Origin of the sequence: Rhodococcus sp. NPDC047139 (assembly GCF_040643435.1) — a bacterium.
GTDB lineage: Bacteria > Actinomycetota > Actinomycetes > Mycobacteriales > Mycobacteriaceae > Rhodococcus.
In genome coordinates this window covers 62,280-78,588 of record NZ_JBEYUH010000001.1, presented here as the reverse complement: position 1 = coordinate 78,588, position 16,309 = coordinate 62,280, and the positions used below count along the sequence as shown (strand labels likewise).

The 16,309-nt window shown below is 67.3% G+C and carries 15 protein-coding genes; 2 read left to right on the top strand and 13 right to left on the bottom strand.

The features are described 5' to 3' along the window. Position 1: 1 nt before the first annotated feature. From smc to ABZ789_RS00335, 5 genes are all read right to left on the bottom strand, one after another. Complete coding sequence (smc, locus tag ABZ789_RS00355) at positions 2–3,631, bottom strand: chromosome segregation protein SMC (protein WP_358417288.1); 3,630 nt, start codon at positions 3,629–3,631, stop codon at positions 2–4. Between the two features lie 78 nt (positions 3,632–3,709). Continuing rightward, the gene (locus ABZ789_RS00350; RefSeq protein ID WP_358417285.1) at positions 3,710–4,891 is read right to left on the bottom strand and encodes an acyltransferase; all 1,182 of its coding nucleotides are present in this window, start codon (positions 4,889–4,891) and stop codon (positions 3,710–3,712) included. 97 nt (positions 4,892–4,988) lie between these two features. Then, positions 4,989–5,276, bottom strand: a complete 288-nt coding sequence (locus ABZ789_RS00345; RefSeq protein WP_358417282.1) for an acylphosphatase — start codon at positions 5,274–5,276, stop codon at positions 4,989–4,991. 3 nt (positions 5,277–5,279) lie between these two features. After that, complete coding sequence (locus ABZ789_RS00340; protein ID WP_358417279.1) at positions 5,280–5,717, bottom strand: OsmC family protein; 438 nt, start codon at positions 5,715–5,717, stop codon at positions 5,280–5,282. Continuing rightward, positions 5,710–6,681, bottom strand: coding sequence for a LysR substrate-binding domain-containing protein (locus ABZ789_RS00335; protein WP_358417276.1), 972 nt, complete (start codon positions 6,679–6,681; stop codon positions 5,710–5,712). Before ABZ789_RS00335 ends, ABZ789_RS00340 begins: the two co-directional genes overlap by 8 nt. Before the next feature lie 95 nt (positions 6,682–6,776). Here ABZ789_RS00335 and pcaH point away from each other — a divergent pair, with 95 nt between their 5' ends. Both pcaH and pcaG read left to right on the top strand, forming a co-directional pair. Further along, positions 6,777–7,508 (top strand): protocatechuate 3,4-dioxygenase subunit beta, encoded by a 732-nt coding sequence (pcaH, locus tag ABZ789_RS00330; protein ID WP_358417273.1) that lies wholly within the window; start codon positions 6,777–6,779, stop codon positions 7,506–7,508. Further along, entirely contained in the window at positions 7,505–8,188 is a 684-nt protein-coding gene (pcaG, locus tag ABZ789_RS00325; RefSeq protein ID WP_358417270.1) for a protocatechuate 3,4-dioxygenase subunit alpha, read from the top strand. Before pcaH ends, pcaG begins: the two co-directional genes overlap by 4 nt. 37 nt (positions 8,189–8,225) lie before the next feature. On the opposite strand, the gene mutM is transcribed toward pcaG, so the two are convergent. The 8 genes from mutM to ABZ789_RS00285 all read right to left on the bottom strand — a co-directional run bounded on the left by mutM (position 8,226) and on the right by ABZ789_RS00285 (position 16,127). After that, positions 8,226–9,089 (bottom strand): bifunctional DNA-formamidopyrimidine glycosylase/DNA-(apurinic or apyrimidinic site) lyase, encoded by an 864-nt coding sequence (gene mutM / locus ABZ789_RS00320; protein ID WP_358417267.1) that lies wholly within the window; start codon positions 9,087–9,089, stop codon positions 8,226–8,228. 6 nt (positions 9,090–9,095) lie between these two features. Then, positions 9,096–9,884 carry a ribonuclease III gene (rnc, locus tag ABZ789_RS00315; RefSeq protein WP_358417264.1) on the bottom strand — a complete coding sequence of 263 codons (789 nt, stop codon included), beginning with the start codon at positions 9,882–9,884 and terminating at the stop codon, positions 9,096–9,098. A 12-nt stretch (positions 9,885–9,896) separates the two neighbouring features. Continuing rightward, positions 9,897–10,079: a 50S ribosomal protein L32 gene (gene rpmF, locus ABZ789_RS00310; protein WP_006551208.1), complete on the bottom strand. Its 183-nt coding sequence runs from the start codon at positions 10,077–10,079 to the stop codon at positions 9,897–9,899. A gap of 2 nt (positions 10,080–10,081) precedes the next feature. Further along, positions 10,082–10,696 (bottom strand): DUF177 domain-containing protein, encoded by a 615-nt coding sequence (locus ABZ789_RS00305; protein WP_358417261.1) that lies wholly within the window; start codon positions 10,694–10,696, stop codon positions 10,082–10,084. A gap of 103 nt (positions 10,697–10,799) precedes the next feature. Continuing rightward, positions 10,800–11,558, bottom strand: a complete 759-nt coding sequence (locus ABZ789_RS00300) for a DivIVA domain-containing protein (RefSeq protein WP_358417258.1) — start codon at positions 11,556–11,558, stop codon at positions 10,800–10,802. Between the two features lie 116 nt (positions 11,559–11,674). Next, on the bottom strand, positions 11,675–12,166 hold the full coding sequence (coaD, locus tag ABZ789_RS00295; RefSeq protein WP_358417255.1) for a pantetheine-phosphate adenylyltransferase: 492 nt from the start codon (positions 12,164–12,166) through the stop codon (positions 11,675–11,677). Next, the gene (rsmD, locus tag ABZ789_RS00290; RefSeq protein WP_358417252.1) at positions 12,163–12,729 is read right to left on the bottom strand and encodes a 16S rRNA (guanine(966)-N(2))-methyltransferase RsmD; all 567 of its coding nucleotides are present in this window, start codon (positions 12,727–12,729) and stop codon (positions 12,163–12,165) included. Before rsmD ends, coaD begins: the two co-directional genes overlap by 4 nt. Next, entirely contained in the window at positions 12,726–16,127 is a 3,402-nt protein-coding gene (locus ABZ789_RS00285) for a pyruvate carboxylase (RefSeq protein WP_358417249.1), read from the bottom strand. Before ABZ789_RS00285 ends, rsmD begins: the two co-directional genes overlap by 4 nt. Positions 16,128–16,309 lie beyond the last annotated feature (182 nt).

Here is a 16,309-nt window from a genome sequence, read left to right as displayed (position 1 = left end):
GTCAGGCGCGGAGCTCTTCTTCCGGTTCGGGGACCGGTGTCGCGATCTCCCGTCCGCGCAGTCGCTGCGAGATGACTCGGGTGATGCCGTCACCCCGCATGCTCACGCCGTACAGCGCGTCGGCCACCTCCATCGTCGGCTTCTGGTGGGTGATGACGATGAGCTGGGACTTCTCGCGGAGCTGCTCGAACAACCCGATCAGCCGCCGAAGATTGGTGTCGTCCAACGCGGCTTCGACCTCGTCCATGACGTAGAAGGGCGACGGACGTGCCCGGAAGATCGCGACGAGCATCGCGACTGCCGTCAGGGACTTCTCACCACCTGACAGCAACGACAATCGCTTGACCTTCTTGCCGGGTGGGCGAGCCTCGACCTCGATGCCGGTGGTGAGCATGTCGCTCGGGTCGGTGAGCACGAGCCGTCCCTCACCGCCCGGGAAAAGCTTCGCGAAGACCTGCTCGAATTCGCGCTCGACGTCGGCATATGCCTCGGTGAAGACCTGCAGGATCCGCGCATCGACCTCCTCGACGACGGCGAGCAGATCCTTCCGGGCACCCTTGACGTCCTCGAGCTGAGTGGAGAGAAAGTTGTAGCGCTCCTCGAGAGCCGCGAACTCCTCCAACGCGAGCGGATTCACACGCCCCAGAGTCGCTAGGTCCTTCTGCGCCCGCTTCGCCCGTCGCTCCTGCGTCGCCCGGTCGTAGGGCATCGGTTGCGGAGCGACGACCTGCTCGCCGCGTTCACGGGCCTGCTCGTATTCGGCCATCTCCAGCGGCGTGGGCGGCAGCGGCACGTCGGGACCGTACTCGGCGACGAGATCGTCGAGGGCGATCCCGTGCTGTTCGAGGATGGTCTGCTCGAGTTGCTCGATACGGAGTGCGGCCTGGGCTCGGGAGACCTCGTCGCGATGCACCGCGTCGGTCAGCTGGTCGCGCTGTGCGCTCAGTTCGCGAACGAGTTCACGGGCCCGGTCGAGTTGCTCGGAGCATTCGGCGCGCCGCCGATTGAGCTCGTCCCGCTGAGCGAGTGCTGCAGCCACCGCCGCTTCGAGTTCTTCGGCGAGTCGCCGGCCCGATTCCGCCACGGCAGCCGCGACGGCCGCGGCCTGACGGCGGGCGATCCGGGCGCGTTCGGCACGCGCGCGGGCCTCCCGCTCGGTCTGCGCCGCCCGGCGAAGCGAATCGGCCTTGCCCCGAAGAGCTTCGGCGCGTTCCTCGGCTGTGCGTGCAGCGAGTCGCGCCTCGACCTCTACTGCTCGGACCTCGGCGAGAGCGGCCGCCGCCATCTCACGTTCGGCGGCGGTGTGCTCGGTGCCTGCACCATCGCCGCTACCGGCGGAGTCATCCTCGGCCAGGAGCAGCCGCTCCTCGAGTTCGACCAGTTTCTCGCGTGCCGCGTCGCGTTCCTTCTCCGCTTCGGTGCGCTGGACGGCGAGCCGCTCGGACTCGGCATGGGCGGTACGTGCCGCCTGACCGAGACGGCCGAGTTGCTCGTAGACGGCCGACATCGCGGCGTCGGATTCGTTCAGTGCAGCAAGGGTCTGTTCGACATGCTCGGCTCGTTCGGCCTGCTCCGCGAGCGCACCTGCCAGCGCCGCAGCCAACTCCTCGGAGCGACGCACCGCCTGCTCGAGACCGGCACGCGAAGTGTCGATCGCCGCCTGGATCTCGAGCGTGCTCGGCGCGCGGTGGGAGCCACCGATCAACCAGCCCGCGCCGAGGAGATCTCCCCCGCGGGTCACGGCACGCAGGTCGGGCCGTGTGGCACACACATCCAGTCCCGTGAGCAGGTCGTCGACCACGACGGTGCGGGCAAGGAGTCCATCGACACCGGCCCGGAGGACGGCGGGGCACTCGACGACCTCCCGCAACCATCGCACCCCCGCCGGCAGATCACCGGCGTCGAGGGGGCCGCCGGGCGCACCCGGGACGACGAAGGCCACCCGCCCCTGGTCGGCCTCCGCGAGGGCTGTGATCGCCGCGGTCGCAGCTTCGACCGACTCGACCTCGAGGGCGTCGGCCGCCGCACCGAAAGCCGCGGCCACCGCCGCCTCGTATCCCGGAGATACGCGAAGCCGGTCGGCGAGCCTGCCCACGAGTCCGTCACCGGAACGCGCGTCGAGCAGCCAGGCGGCACCGTCGGTTCGTTCGAGCCCCATCGACAGGGCCTCGATCCGCGCGCCGAGGGACGCGACCTCCTTACCTGCGGCCCGTTCGGCCTCTTGAAGTTCGGCGACCCGCTCGTCCGCAAGTCGCTGCGCCTCGAGCGCCCGCTCGTGCTGGGCGTCGGCGTCGACCTCACCGGCGTCGAGATCGTCGATCCGTGCCTGCGCGGTCTCGAACTCTGCTTGGGCAGCGACCCCACGCAGCCGCGCCTCCTCGATGGCCACGGTCAGCCGCGCGATCTCCGCGTCGATCGATTCGGCACGGGTGCGGACCGTGTCCACCTGACCGGCGAGGCGCGCGAGTCCCTCTCGGCGGTCGGCGACGGCGCGGACCGCTGCCAGATGCGCGCGTTCGGCGGCCGCTGCGGCGTCCTCCTGTGCGGCAAGTTGTTCACGCGCCGCTTCCAGAGCGCCGTGCGCGATCTCGACGGCCTCGATCAGTTCCGCTTCCTCGGCGGCGATCCGGTCGGCGCGCGCCTCCATCTCGTCGGGATCCTGACCGGAGCGATCCTCCGGTTCGGTGTGCAAGTGGCGAGCGCGTTCCTGCGCGACCCGCACAGTCGCCGAGACCCGTTCGGCGAGAGCGGACAAGCGGAACCAGGTCTGCGACGCCGCCTCGGCACCCGGCGTGAGTTTCGCGAGCGTCTGCTCGTGACGGGCCAGTTCGGCGTTCGCGTCGTCGAATGCCGAGAGCACATGATCAAGCCGCTCACGGATCATCCGCTCCTGCTCGTCGTGGCCGGCTAGTTCGGCGCGTCGGGTGACGAGATCGTCGGCGGCCAGGCGCAGGCGTGCGTCACGCAGGTCGGCCTGGATGGTCTGAGCACGCCGCGCGACCTCTGCCTGGCGGCCGAGCGGTTTGAGCTGGCGCCGCAGTTCGGCGGTCAGGTCGTTCAGGCGGGCAAGATTGGCCTGCATCGAGTCGAGCTTGCGCAGCGCCTTTTCCTTGCGCTTGCGGTGTTTGAGGACGCCGGCGGCCTCCTCGATGAAAGCTCGCCGGTCTTCGGGGCGGGATTCGAGGATGGCGGCGAGGCGCCCCTGCCCGACGATGACGTGCATTTCGCGGCCGATACCGGAATCGGACAACAGTTCCTGTACATCCATGAGGCGGCAGGCGCTGCCGTTGATCTCGTACTCACCCGCCCCGTCGCGGAACATACGACGGGTGACCGAGACCTCGGAGTACTCGATGGGGAGCGCGCCGTCGGAATTGTCGATGGTGAGCGTGACCTCGGCGCGCCCCAGAGGCGGGCGGCCTGCGGTTCCCGCGAAGATGACGTCCTGCATCTTGCCACCGCGCAGCGCTTTGGCGCCCTGCTCCCCCATCACCCACGTGAGTGCGTCCACGACGTTGGACTTTCCGGAACCGTTCGGACCGACGACGCAGGTGATTCCGGGTTCGAAGCGGAGAGTCGTCGACGAGGCGAAGGACTTGAAGCCCTTCAACGTCAGACTCTTGAGGTACATGGGGGCAAACTCTACCGGCGGCCTGTGACCGTCCCTGCAAGGCCGGGGGCACCATCGGTGGCGCTGTCGCGAGTGCTCTCACCGCCGTCCCGGTCGGAGCGCGCGGCGGTGCCTTGACTCCCTTCGGGCGTACGCCATCATCGGACGTTCCACGAGGACGTAGCTGATCACCGCCGCAACGATGGTCACCAGGACGGTGAGGAACAGCAGCACAGGCGTGCCGGTGGCGAAACCCCAGTCGTCGGCGCCTGCGGACTGGAGCCAGACCGCGACCGGCTCGTTCCACAGGAAGATTCCGTAGGAGACGGCACCGAGGCCGGCCATGACCGGCATCGCCAGGAAGTTCCGGGCACGACCGGCCGTCTCGTCACCGAACACCGCGGGCGCGACGAGCAGAAGGGCGATGATCACACCTGCGACATGGAGAATGTCCCCAGGGCTTCCGACGACGAATCCCAGCAGGAGGAAGAGCCCGACTGCGATCGACCAGCACGTGCCCGGATACTGTTCGACGAAGCGCACCGGCCGAGGCCGTTCGGAAGCACCACTCCACGCAATCGTCGCCAGTGCCAGTCCCATTCCGGCCGCGAACCAGTCGAGGTGGCCGAGCAGCGACCAGACGAGAAATCCGGAGGGCCCCTCGCCGAGCCCGAACAGGAACCGTCGGGCCAGTAGGCAGAGCACCGCTGCGGTGCACAGAATCCCGGCCTCGATCAGTAACTGGGCCCGGGCGGGCCGCCGGGCGAGAGTCCTGTGGACGACGAGTGCGTAGAGCGGTAGCGAGAGGTAGAACGCAACTTCGACAGACAGGCTCCACGCCGGGGACAGACCGCCGAAGGTGTGGCCGGGCACCCACGTCTGCGCAAGTCCGTAATAGATCCAGGCGTCCCGGTGCAGTACGTCCACCCACGTCGGAAGCACCAGGGCGAACACCGTCAGTGCGACCCAGTAACCCGGAACGACGCGGAAGAACCGGCGTTTGGCATACCGGCCGACATTCGGCATCGGGCGTCCCTGCAGTCGCGCCGCAGCGAATGGGCGATACAGGAGGAAGCCGGAGAGCACGAAGAAGATCGGGACCCCCATGTTCAAGAGTCTCGCGACGTCCCAGGTGTTCTCCGGGTCGGGAGAACACCTGAGGTAGACGTGGTAGCCGAGCACCATCAGGGCGGCGACGGCGCGTAGCGGCTCGAGCAGCACATAGCGCTCGTGCCGCCTCTCCGACACGACCGCGACTTCGTTGCCTGTCGTCACATCCATGAAGCCGCCTTTTCATACCAGGAGTTCGGCTTCAACTATTTAAACAGGATTCAGGTCTGTTTTGTAGATGTGCGTATGTATCTCGACCCGGCAGGCGTCACCGTTCGACGAAACCGATCAGGTCGCCGCGAGCGTCGTCCCAGGACTCGACCACCAGACTCACTTCACCCGGAGTCTCCCCGGAACGCAGCCACCCGAGTAGTTGTGTGAGGGCGGCACGGGGACCCTCGGCGACCACGAGGACCCTGCCGTCCGGGTGGTTCGTCGCGTGCCCGACGAGTCCGAGTTCCAGAGCGCGGGCACGCGTGAACCAGCGGAATCCGACCCCCTGGACCCGGCCGTGCACCCACGCGGTGAGCCGCTCGAGATCGTCGGGAGTAGTCATGGTTCAGCTTTCGGCGGTGATCGTCAGCGAGACCTTCGTTCCCGCCTTCAGTGTGCGACCCACCGTGCACACCTTGTCGACGGAACGTTCGACGAGGGCGACAAGCCGCTCCCGGGCGTCCGCGTCCAGTTCGGACAGATCGAGGATCATCTCCTCGTCGAGTCGGGGGTAGACCTCGTTCTCGCGGTCGGCGGCGCCGGACACGCGGATGGTCGCCTCGTAGTCGTCGCCGAGACGCCGCGACAGCGGGAAATCCGAACTCAGACCGGAGCACGCGGCCAGGGCGATCTTGAGCAATTCACCCGGGGTGAAGACGCCCTCGACGTTCTCGGAACCGATGAGCACCTCGGCACCGCGGGAACTACGCCCGGTGTAGCGGCGCGTTCCGGTGCGCTCTACCCACAGTTCGGTGGCGGGACGGTCGGGAGTCTGATCAGCCATGGGACAAATCCTGCCATGTGCCCTCCACCGTGATCTCGCGCAGGATGGTCACGAAGTCCTCGAGCGCGGCAGAGGACGCGTCGGCACTGCGTCGCAGCACCCCCACCGGTTCGACGGTACCGGCGGTGGGCAGTTCCAGACGTCGCATCACACCCTCGGCGAGATCGTCGCGCACGGCTCGCTCGGTCGTGATCCACACGGCATCGCTGCGTCGGACGACACCGCGGGCCACGGCGAGATCCAGCGTCTCCACCAGCCCCGTCGGCAACCGCAGTCCGTGATGTTCGAACAAGGCGTCGGTCGCGTGCCGCGGCACCGTTCCGCCGGTAGCCACCACGAGTGGGTGTTCGAGCGTTTCACCGGGCGAGACGGCTCTGCCCGCGAGGGGATGATGGGGTCGAACCACGAAGATGAGTGTCTCCGCGTACAGGAGTTCGAACGACAATCCGACCATTCTGGACGGTTCCGCCATGCGCCCGAGTACGACATCGAGTGCACCGGCCGTAAGAGCGGAGAGCAGGACCGCGTTCGGGCCGGTGCGGACCCGCACGCCCAGGTCGGGGCGCAGTGCTCGCAATCCGGTCAGAGCCGCCGGGACGACTGCTCCGGCCACGGTCGGCAGCGCGCCGATACGGAGCGGAGCGGGGGCAGGTTCACCGGCTCCCGCCAGGGCGGCTTCGGCGGCGTCCAGCGAAGTCGTGACGTCTTGCGCGTACCGCAGGAAACGTTGCCCCGCTGCGGTGAGACGGGCGCCGTGCCGGCCGCGGTCGAGAAGCTTCCTCCCGGCGAGGGCCTCGAGCTCGTTGAGGGTCTTGGTGACGGCGGGTTGACTCAGATGCAGCAGTTCGGCCGCGCGCCCGACCTGCCCCTCGCGAGCCACCACCACGAAACACCGAAGGTGCCGAAGGCGGATGCGTCCCGTCGATTCCGGCGCGGAAGGCGACAGGACGAAATCCGATTGCATGAGCAAAAGTTATGGATAAACCCTGGTTTTGTCAATTTACATGAGTTTTTCTCGCACATATGGTGGTGCTCACAGCTCAAAAGATCGGAGATCGAATGCCCACCGGTGAATACGTCGAGCGTGACCACACACTGCATCCGCCCGCGCTCACTCCCGGCTACCGCACGTCGGTGCTGCGCGCCCCGAAGAACGCGCTCATCACGCCGAAGCCGACCCTCTCCGAGATCACCGGTCCGGTCTTCTCACCGACGGAGCTCGGCGCCCTCGACAACGACCTGATCCTGAACTTCTCGAAGGACGGACTCCCCATCGGGGAGCGCATCATCGTCCACGGCTTCGTCAAGGACGAGTTCGGGAACCCGGTCGAAGGCGCGCTCGTCGAGGTCTGGCAGGCGAACGCCGGTGGACGGTACCGGCACAAGAAGGACACCTACCTCGCGCCCATCGATCCGAACTTCGGCGGCTGCGGCCGGATGCTCACCGACGCGAGGGGCTACTACCATTTCCGGACGATCAAGCCGGGTGCCTATCCGTGGGGCAACAGCCGGAATGCATGGCGGCCGGCCCACATTCACGTGTCGATCCTCGGACGGGGGTGGGCGCAGCGCCTGATCACCCAGCTCTACTTCGAAGGCGACCCGCTCATCGAGAAGTGCCCCATCGCACGCACGATCCCGACCGTGGACCAGTTGCGCAGCCTGATCGCCCAGGAGGATCCCGCCTCGAACGCGCCCTTCGACGCGCGTGCCTACCGGTGGGACATCACCTTGCGCGGTCGCCGCGCCACCTTCTTCGACAACGTCAACCTTCCCGGAGCCCCGCGATGAGCCTGCCCACCGACCCGTACCAGCCCGTCCCCCCGCTCCTCCCCCGGCCGATGGTCACCCGGTTCCCCGAGACGCCCTCGCAGACCGGTGGCCCGTACGTCCACATCGGCCTCGCACCGCAGCAGGCCGGCTTCGACATCTTCGACAACAACTTCGGCAACGTCCTCGTGACCGACGAGACCGTGGGCGAACGAATTACGTTGGAAGGCAGGGTCATCGACGGTACCGGGACACCCGTGCGTGACGCTCTGCTCGAGAGCTGGCAAGCGAACGCCCACGGCCGGTACGCGCATCCGGACGACGAGCAGGACAAGGATCTCGATCCGGCCTTCCGCGGGTGGGGTCGTACCGGCGGCGATTTCGAGACCGGGATCTTCACGATCGAGACGGTCAAGCCGGGCGCGGTGACCAATCCCGACGGATCGGTCTCCGCACCTCACATCCTGCTGGTGATCTTCGCGCGCGGCATCAACATCGGCCTGCACACTCGGGTCTACTTCGAGGACGAGGCCGAACTCAACGCTCAGGACCCGGTTCTGAAGGGCATCGAGTGGGAGGTCCGGCGTAACACGCTGATCGCCTCGCGCTCCCAGCGGGACGGCCGCACCGTCTACACCATCGACATCCGCCTACAGGACACCCCCGACGGCGGCGCCGAGACGGTGTTCTTCGACATCTGACGCCTCACCGCTCCCGAACGGCCCGGTACGCCCAGCGCTACCGGGCCGTTCGCGGTCGCGGCTGACATTTCGGGCAGCTGTACGACGAGCGGTTCATGAACTTCTCCCGGCGGATCGGGGCGCCGCAGCGTCGGCAGCCCTCGTTCTCACGCCCGTAGACATTCAGTGAACGCTCGAAGTAGCCGGACTCTCCGTTGACGTCGACATAGAGAGCATCGAACGACGTTCCGCCATGACCGAGGGCCTCCGCCATGACCTCGGTCGCGGCGTCGAGGACCCCACGAAGTTTCGGGCGCGACAACGCGTCGGTCACCCGATTGCCGTGAATCCTTGCACGCCACAGGGCTTCGTCGGCATATATGTTGCCGATCCCTGAGACGACGGTCTGATCGAGCAGGGCACGCTTGATCTCCGTGTGCTTGTTGCGCAGCACGGCCACTACCGCGTCCGGGTCGAATCGGGGGTCCATCGGATCCCGCGCGATGTGCGCGACAGGCAGCGGCAGACGATCGCCGTCGACCTCCACCAGAGGAGCCAGAGCCCATCCCCCGAAAGTGCGCTGGTCCACGAAGCGCAGGTCGGCGCCGTTGTCGAGAACCGCACGGATACGGAGGTGCTTCTCGTCCTGAACGGTAGGGGGCTGCACGAGCATCTGCCCGCTCATCCCCAGATGTACCACGAGGGCGAGATCGGCCGGCTCGAGAACGAGCCACATGTACTTGCCGCGGCGCTCGACCGAAGCGACCTTCTGACCGGTCACCTGCATGGCGAGATCACGCGGGCCGAGTTCGTGCCGGCGCACAGCACGCGGATGCAGCACCTGCACCGAACTCACGGTCGCGCCGACGACGTGCGCGTCGAGTCCGCGACGGACCACCTCGACTTCGGGAAGTTCCGGCACGTGCGGTCAGTTGCTCCCGGAAGACGTTTCCGAATCGGAATCGGACTGCGTTTCGGCATCACTGGCGTCCTCGGCGGAGAGCGCATTCCACGCGGCCGCCGCAGCCTTCTGCTCGGCTTCCTTCTTGGTGCGTCCGATGCCGGTTCCGTAAGGGTTACCGCCGACGAGGGCGGTGGCCGTGAATTCCTTGTCGTGGTCCGGGCCGGTCGCGGTGATCTCGTAGGCCGGAACACCGAGAGCACGTTCGGCGGTGAGTTCCTGCAGACTCGTCTTCCAGTCGAGGCCGGCACCGAGCCGGGGTCCTCGTTCGAGGAGATCGGCGAACAGACGAAGAACCACTTCGCGAGCGACGTCGATGCCGTGCTCGAGGTGCACGGCGCCGAGGAGCGATTCCATACCGTCGGCGAGAATGCTGGCCTTGTTGCGGCCGCCCGTCAGTTCCTCGCCCTTACCGAGGAGGAGGTGAGCGCCGAGGCCGCCGTCCCCGAGATCGCGCGCAACTTCGGCGAGCGCGTGCATGTTGACGACACTCGCGCGGATCTTGGCGAGTTCACCCTCGGACTTGTCGGGGTGGGTGAGATAGAGCTTCTCGGTGACCGCGAGCCCGAGGACGGCGTCGCCCAGGAACTCGAGACGTTCGTTGGTGGGCAGCCCGCCGTTCTCGTAGGCGTACGAGCGATGGGTCAGCGCCAAGGTCAGTAGTTCTGCGTCCAGAGGCACACCGAGGGCGGCGAGGAGAGACTCATGGCTCTCTTCGCCGCCCTCGGTGGCTGTCTCGGAGGACTTGCTCGTCACGTGAGGTACCGATTAGACGGGCGCGGTCACCTGACGGCCGTTGTAGGTGCCGCAGGACGGGCACGCCACATGGGGGAGCTTCTTCTCTCCGCAACCCCGGTTCGGGCAGGTGACGAGCGTCGGCGCAGTGGTGTTCCACTGGCTGCGCCGCGACCGGGTGTTGGAACGCGACATTCTGCGCTTGGGGACGGCCACGTCTACTTCTCCTCGTTGTTCATGCTGTCGATTTGACTGCTGGGTTCTTCGGAGCCCGCGCCGAACTTGGCTGCCAACCCAGCCCAGCGAGGATCCATTGTCTCATGACGGTGCCCGGATTCCGCAATCGCCAGGCGAATGCCGCATTCGGGGCACAATCCCGCGCAGTCGTCACTACACAACGGCTGCAGCGGAAGTTCCAGTCCCACCGCGTCGACGAGGACCGGCTCGAGATCGATCAGATCGTTCTCGATGCGGTAGACCTCGTCGTCCTCGGTGGTCTGCTCCGTGACACTGTTCGGGTAGGCGAACAGCTCGGTGAGGTACAGGTCCACAGGCAGGGTGAACGACTCGAGACACCGCGAGCACTCACCGACTGCCTCGGCGCGAACTGTACCGGTGACCAGGACACCCTCGGACACCGACTCCATCCGGAGATCGAGATCGATCTCGGAACCCTCTTCGATTGCGATCAGGTCGAGGCCGATACGTGACGGCGCCGCCACCTTTCGCTCGACCGTGCGCATCGAGCCGGGCTGCCGGCCCAAGGAGAGCGTGTCGAGCACCAGTCCGGTGTCCCGTGCAGGACGAGACGTGCTGGAACCACGAGCGGACACGGGGAACTCACCTTCTTCGGACGACTCGGGAACACGACTCGGTCGTGATAGGGCAACCGCTCCATGATACGCGATGGAGCACAGCGGTGAAAACTCGCACTGCTCAGCGGCGGCGACCCGCTCGGTGGTCCGCCTCTGCATAGTCGGGGGCACCCGACAGCCGCAACTGCTGCCGGCCACGGCCGACCGAACGCAGTGTGGTGCCCAGCAATTCCTCGAACTCGGCGAGCTTGCCGTCGATGTATTCGTCACATTCGGTCCGGAGCCGGTCCGACTCGGCGTGCGCGCAATCGATGACACGCGCCGACTCGGCATGCGCAGCCTGCACGACCTCCGTCTGCGAGACCAGCCGCGCCTTCTCCGCCTCACCCTCTGCCACCGAGCGCTCGTACGACGCCTGGCCGGACTCGATCAAGCGATCGGCCTCGGCGCGGGCACGCCCGGTCACGCTCTCGTACTGCTTGTTGCCCTCGGCGACGAGATCGTCGGCCTCGAGCTGCGCGTCTCGCACGAGCTCGTCGGCATGGGCCCGCGCTTCCATGACCATCCGGTCGGCCTGCGCCTTCGCCTCCGCGAGCATTCGGTCGGCGTCCGCCCGCGCATCCTCGAGAAGCGTGCGCGCCTCCACATCGGCATCGCCGACCGTCTTGTCCGCTTGCGCCCGCGCGTCGCCGATCAGTTTGTCGCGGTGGTCGAGCACATCCTGGGCATCGTCGAGTTCGGGTGGCAGGGCGTCGCGCACGTCGTCGAGCAGTTCGAGGACATCGCCACGCGGCACCACACAACTCGCCGTCATCGGAACGCTACGTGCCTCTTCGACGATTGCGACCAGCTCGTCGAGTGCCTCGAATACCCGGTACACGCCCAACCCCAATCACTCGCCCGGCGCGACCGGTGCGGTCGCGCCACGGTCCAGTCTGCCGTAGCGCAGGGTGCGGTTGCGTGCCCCCGACACGGTGTGTCGGGATCGGGTGTCCTCTACTTCGCGGCGGCTCGTTCGGCGAGACGCGCGAGCAGGCGGTCGTGCACGGACGCGGGAAGCATGTCGGAGACGTCGCCGCCGTAGGTCGCGACCTCCTTGACGAGCGAGCTCGACAGATAGCTGTAGACCGGATTGGTGGCCACGAACAGGGTGTCGACGCCGGTGAGCTTGTGGTTCATCTGCGCCATCTGCAGTTCGTAGTCGAAATCGTTGGCGCCACGCAGCCCCTTGACGATCGCGGATATCCCCCGCTCTCGTGCGTAGTCGACGAGCAGGCCCTGCCACGCGTCGACCGTGACGTTCGGCAGATGTGCAGTGGCCTCGGTGAGCATCTCGAGGCGTTCGTCGATCGTGAACATCCCCTGCTTGTTGGGATTGATCGTGACGGTCACGACGACCTCGTCGAACTGGGCCGAGACCCGGCCGATGACGTCGAGATGCCCGTTGGTGACCGGGTCGAAGGATCCTGGGCAGACCGCGCGGCTCATGATCCAGCACCGTAGCAGGTGGCGATCTCCACTCTGGTCTCGCCGTAGCGCCGTACCTTGCCGACGTCGAATGCCTGCGGCCACAGCGTTTCCGGCGATCGCGAGGAGCGTTCGAGCACAACGACGGAGCCCTCGTCGACCCAGCCGCCGGCCACCAACGCCTCGAGTACCGCGGTCACGGCACTCTCGGTCACCGCGTAAGGCGGGTCGGCCAGTACGAGGTCGTAGACACGGTCGGCGGTACCCGCGAGCACCGCGGCCACCGGTGCGGCGCGCAACACCGCGCCCGGCAGACTCACAGCAGCGATGTTCTCGCGGATCACCCCCGCCGCCTTGGCATCGGACTCGACGAGCGTCGCATGTGCCGCGCCGCGGGACAGAGCCTCGAGACCGAGCGCTCCCGACCCCGCGTAGAGGTCGAGGACGGCGGCACCGTCGAGGTCCATACGCGATTCCAGCGAGGAGAACAGGGCTTCACGCACCCGTTCGGAGGTGGGCCGGGTCCCGCGGGGCGGCACCTTCAGGCGCCGCCCCCCGGCCCGGCCGGCGACGATCCGTGTCACTCGGCACTGTCTCCTGTGGACACCTCGACGAGCAGATCGCCGCCTTCGACCTGCTGCACCGCGCCGATCGCGACCCGCGTGATACGGCCACCGCGCGGGGCGGTGATCGCGGCCTCCATCTTCATGGCCTCGATGGTCGCGACGGTGTCGCCCGCCGAGACACTGTCGCCCTCGGACACGACGAGGGTGACCATGCCGGCGAACGGCGCGGCGACGTGACCGGGATGGTTACGGTCGGCCTTCTCCGCGGCCGGGATCTCCGCCGCGACCGTGCGGTCGCGCACCGACACCGGGCGCAGTTGCCCGTTGAGGATGCACATGACCGTGCGGAAGCCCTTCTCGTCCGGATCCGAGATCGCCTCGAGACCGATGAGCAGTTCGACGCCCTTGTCCAGGCGCACCCGGTGCTCGTCACCGTGGCGCAGCCCGTAGAAGAACTGGTTGGCCGACAACTCGGTGGTGTCGCCGTAGGTCTCGCGGTGCTGCTCGAACTCTTTCGCAGGGCCCGGGAACAGCAGTCGGTTGAGCATCCGGCGTCGCTCCTCGGACGAACCACCGAGGGCTTTCTCCTCCTCCGGGGCGAGCGGGGTCACCGGCTTGGGCTCGGCGCGACCCGACAGTGCCTTGCTCCGGAACGGCTCGGGCCAGCCACCGGCCGGGGTACCGAGATCTCCGCGCAGGAAACCGATCACCGAATCGGGAATGTCGAACTTGTCGGGTTCGGCGGCGAAGTCGTCGACCGAGACACCCGCTCCGACGAGGTGCAGCGCGAGATCACCGACGACCTTGCTGGACGGGGTGACCTTGATCAGGCGGCCGAGAAGCCGATCGGCACCGGCGTATGCGGCCTCGACCTCCTCGAAGCGGTCGCCGAGCCCGAGAGCGATCGCCTGCTGACGCAGATTCGACAACTGACCGCCGGGGATCTCGTGGGTGTACACGCGGCCCGTCGGCGCGGGCAGTCCCGATTCGAACGGCCGGTAGACCTTGCGCAGAGCCTCCCAGTACGGCTCGAGATCGCACACCGCCTGCAGGTCGAGCCCGGTGTCGAACTCACTGTTGGCTGCTGCGGCGACGATCGCCGAGAGGGCAGGCTGGCTCGTCGTTCCCGCGAGCGCCGCGGACGCACCGTCGACCGCGTCGGCACCGGCGTGCCATGCCGCGAGATAGGTCGCCAACTGGCCACCGGGCGTGTCGTGGGTGTGTACGTGCACGGGCAGGTCGAAGTTCTTGCGCAGTGCGGAGACCAGCGTCGCCGCGGCCGGGGCGCGCAGCAGACCTGCCATGTCCTTGATGGCCAGCACATGCGCGCCGGCCTCCACGATCTCCTCCGCCAGACGCAGGTAGTAGTCCAGCGTGTAGATCGTCTCGTTCGGGTTCGACAGATCGCCGGTGTACGACATCGCTACTTCGGCGAGAGTGGTGCCCGTCTCACGCACCGCATCGATCGCCGGACGCATCTGGTCGACATTGTTCAGCGCATCGAAGATGCGGAAGATGTCGATGCCGGTGTCTGCTGCCTCCTGCACGAACGAGCGGGTGACAGCCTCCGGGTAGGGGGTGTACCCCACGGTGTTGCGCCCGCGCAGCAGCATCTGCAGGTTGATGTTCGGGATCGCCTCACGCAGCGCGGCGAGGCGTTCCCACGGATCCTCGTGCAGGAATCGCAGTGCGACGTCATAGGTCGCGCCGCCCCAGGCCTCGATGGACAGCAGCTGCGGGGTCATCCGGGCCACGTGCCCGGCGACCGTCAGCAGATCCTTGCTGCGCACCCGGGTCGCGAGGAGCGACTGGTGGGCGTCGCGGAAGGTGGTGTCGGTGACCCCGATCGCCTTCTGCTCACGCAGGGCGCGGGCGAAGCCTTCGGGTCCGAGTTCGAGAAGGCGCTGGCGCGAACCGGCGGGCGGCTCGGTGCTCAGATCGATCTCGGGGAGCTTGTCGTGCGGGTAGATCGTCGTGGGGCGTTCCCCGTGCGGCTTGTTGACCGTCACGTCCGCGAGGTACCGGAGGATCTTGGTGCCGCGGTCGGCGGACGAGCGCAACGTCAGAAGGTGCGGGCGCTCCTCGATGAACGAGGTGTTCACATTCCCGGCGCGGAAGTCGTCGTCGTCGAGGACCGCCTGCAGGAACGGGATGTTGGTGGCCACGCCCCGGATACGGAACTCGGCGACCGCGCGGCGGGCACGGGCCACCGCCGTCTCGAAGGTGCGGCCCCGGCATGTGAGCTTGACCAGCATGGAGTCGAAGTGCGCCGAGATCTCCGCACCGACCGACGTGCCGCCGTCGAGACGGATACCCGCACCGCCCGGGGTGCGGTAGCCGGTGATACGGCCGGTGTCGGGGCGGAATCCGTTCGCGGGGTCCTCGGTCGTGATGCGGCACTGCAACGCCGCGCCGCGGATGGTGATGTTCTCCTGCGAAAGGCCGAGATCGTCGAGCGACTCACCGGCCGCGATGCGCAGCTGAGACTGCACCAGATCGACGTCGGTGATCTCCTCGGTGACGGTGTGCTCGACCTGGATGCGCGGATTCATCTCGATGAACACGTGATTGCCACGCTCGTCGACGAGGAACTCGACCGTGCCCGCGCACTGATAGCCGATCTCCTTCGCGAAGGCGACGGCGTCGGCACAGATACGGTCGCGCAGCTCGGGATCGAGATTCGGGGCAGGCGCGAGCTCGATCACCTTCTGGTGCCGGCGCTGCACCGAGCAGTCACGCTCGTACAGGTGGATGACGTTGCCGTACTTGTCTGCGAGGATCTGCACCTCGATATGCCGCGGGTTGATCACGGCCTGCTCGAGGAAGACGGTCGGATCACCGAAGGCCGCGTCCGCCTCCCGCGAGGCGGCTTCGATCGCCTCGCGCAGCTGGGCGGGTTCGGCGACTCGGCGCATGCCACGCCCGCCACCGCCCGCGACCGCCTTGACGAACACCGGGAAGGTCATCGACTCGGCTGCGGCGAGCAGTTCGTCGACGTCCGCGGACGGCTGCGACGACGCCAGCACCGGCAGACCGGCAGCCTTGGCCGAGGCGATCGCCCGGGCCTTGTTCCCGGTCAGCTCCAGGATCTCCGCCGACGGACCGACGAAGGTGATGTCCGCTTCCGCGCACGCCGCGGCGAGGTCCGGATTCTCCGACAGGAAGCCGTATCCGGGGTAGATCGCATCGGCACCGGCCGCCACGGCCGCTTCGACGATCTTCTCCACCGACAGATAGGCACGGACCGGATGGCCCTCCTCGCCGATCTGATAGGCCTCGTCGGCCTTCAGCCGGTGGAGGGAGTTCCGGTCTTCGTACGGGAACACCGCGACCGTTCCGGCACCGAGTTCGTAGGCAGCGCGGAACGCGCGGATCGCGATCTCGCCACGGTTGGCGACAAGCACTTTCGAGAACATTGGTCGACGGTACCGCGCCGTGACATGCGAACTTCCGCGGGCGTTCCACATCCTGAGACGGAATGCCCGGATCCCATGACTGGAACGATGCAGTCGGCCCCGGCCGTAACACGATGTCAACATTGCGGGAGCACTCCCGGAAACCTCACCGCAGATTCGGTTCGAGAGTGCGCAGAACGTAA

Bases quoted from the DNA above. Each gene is read 5' to 3' on its own strand.
- smc (WP_358417288.1), bottom strand. From the start codon at position 3,631: ATGTACCTCAAGAGTCTGACGTTGAAGGGCTTCAAGTCCTTCGCCTCG.
- ABZ789_RS00350 (WP_358417285.1), bottom strand. From the start codon at position 4,891: ATGGATGTGACGACAGGCAACGAAGTCGCGGTCGTGTCGGAGAGGCGG.
- ABZ789_RS00345 (WP_358417282.1), bottom strand. From the start codon at position 5,276: ATGACTACTCCCGACGATCTCGAGCGGCTCACCGCGTGGGTGCACGGC.
- ABZ789_RS00340 (WP_358417279.1), bottom strand. From the start codon at position 5,717: ATGGCTGATCAGACTCCCGACCGTCCCGCCACCGAACTGTGGGTAGAG.
- ABZ789_RS00335 (WP_358417276.1), bottom strand. From the start codon at position 6,681: ATGCAATCGGATTTCGTCCTGTCGCCTTCCGCGCCGGAATCGACGGGA.
- pcaH (WP_358417273.1), top strand. From the start codon at position 6,777: ATGCCCACCGGTGAATACGTCGAGCGTGACCACACACTGCATCCGCCC.
- pcaG (WP_358417270.1), top strand. From the start codon at position 7,505: ATGAGCCTGCCCACCGACCCGTACCAGCCCGTCCCCCCGCTCCTCCCC.
- coaD (WP_358417255.1), bottom strand. From the start codon at position 12,166: ATGAGCCGCGCGGTCTGCCCAGGATCCTTCGACCCGGTCACCAACGGG.
- ABZ789_RS00285 (WP_358417249.1), bottom strand. From the start codon at position 16,127: ATGTTCTCGAAAGTGCTTGTCGCCAACCGTGGCGAGATCGCGATCCGC.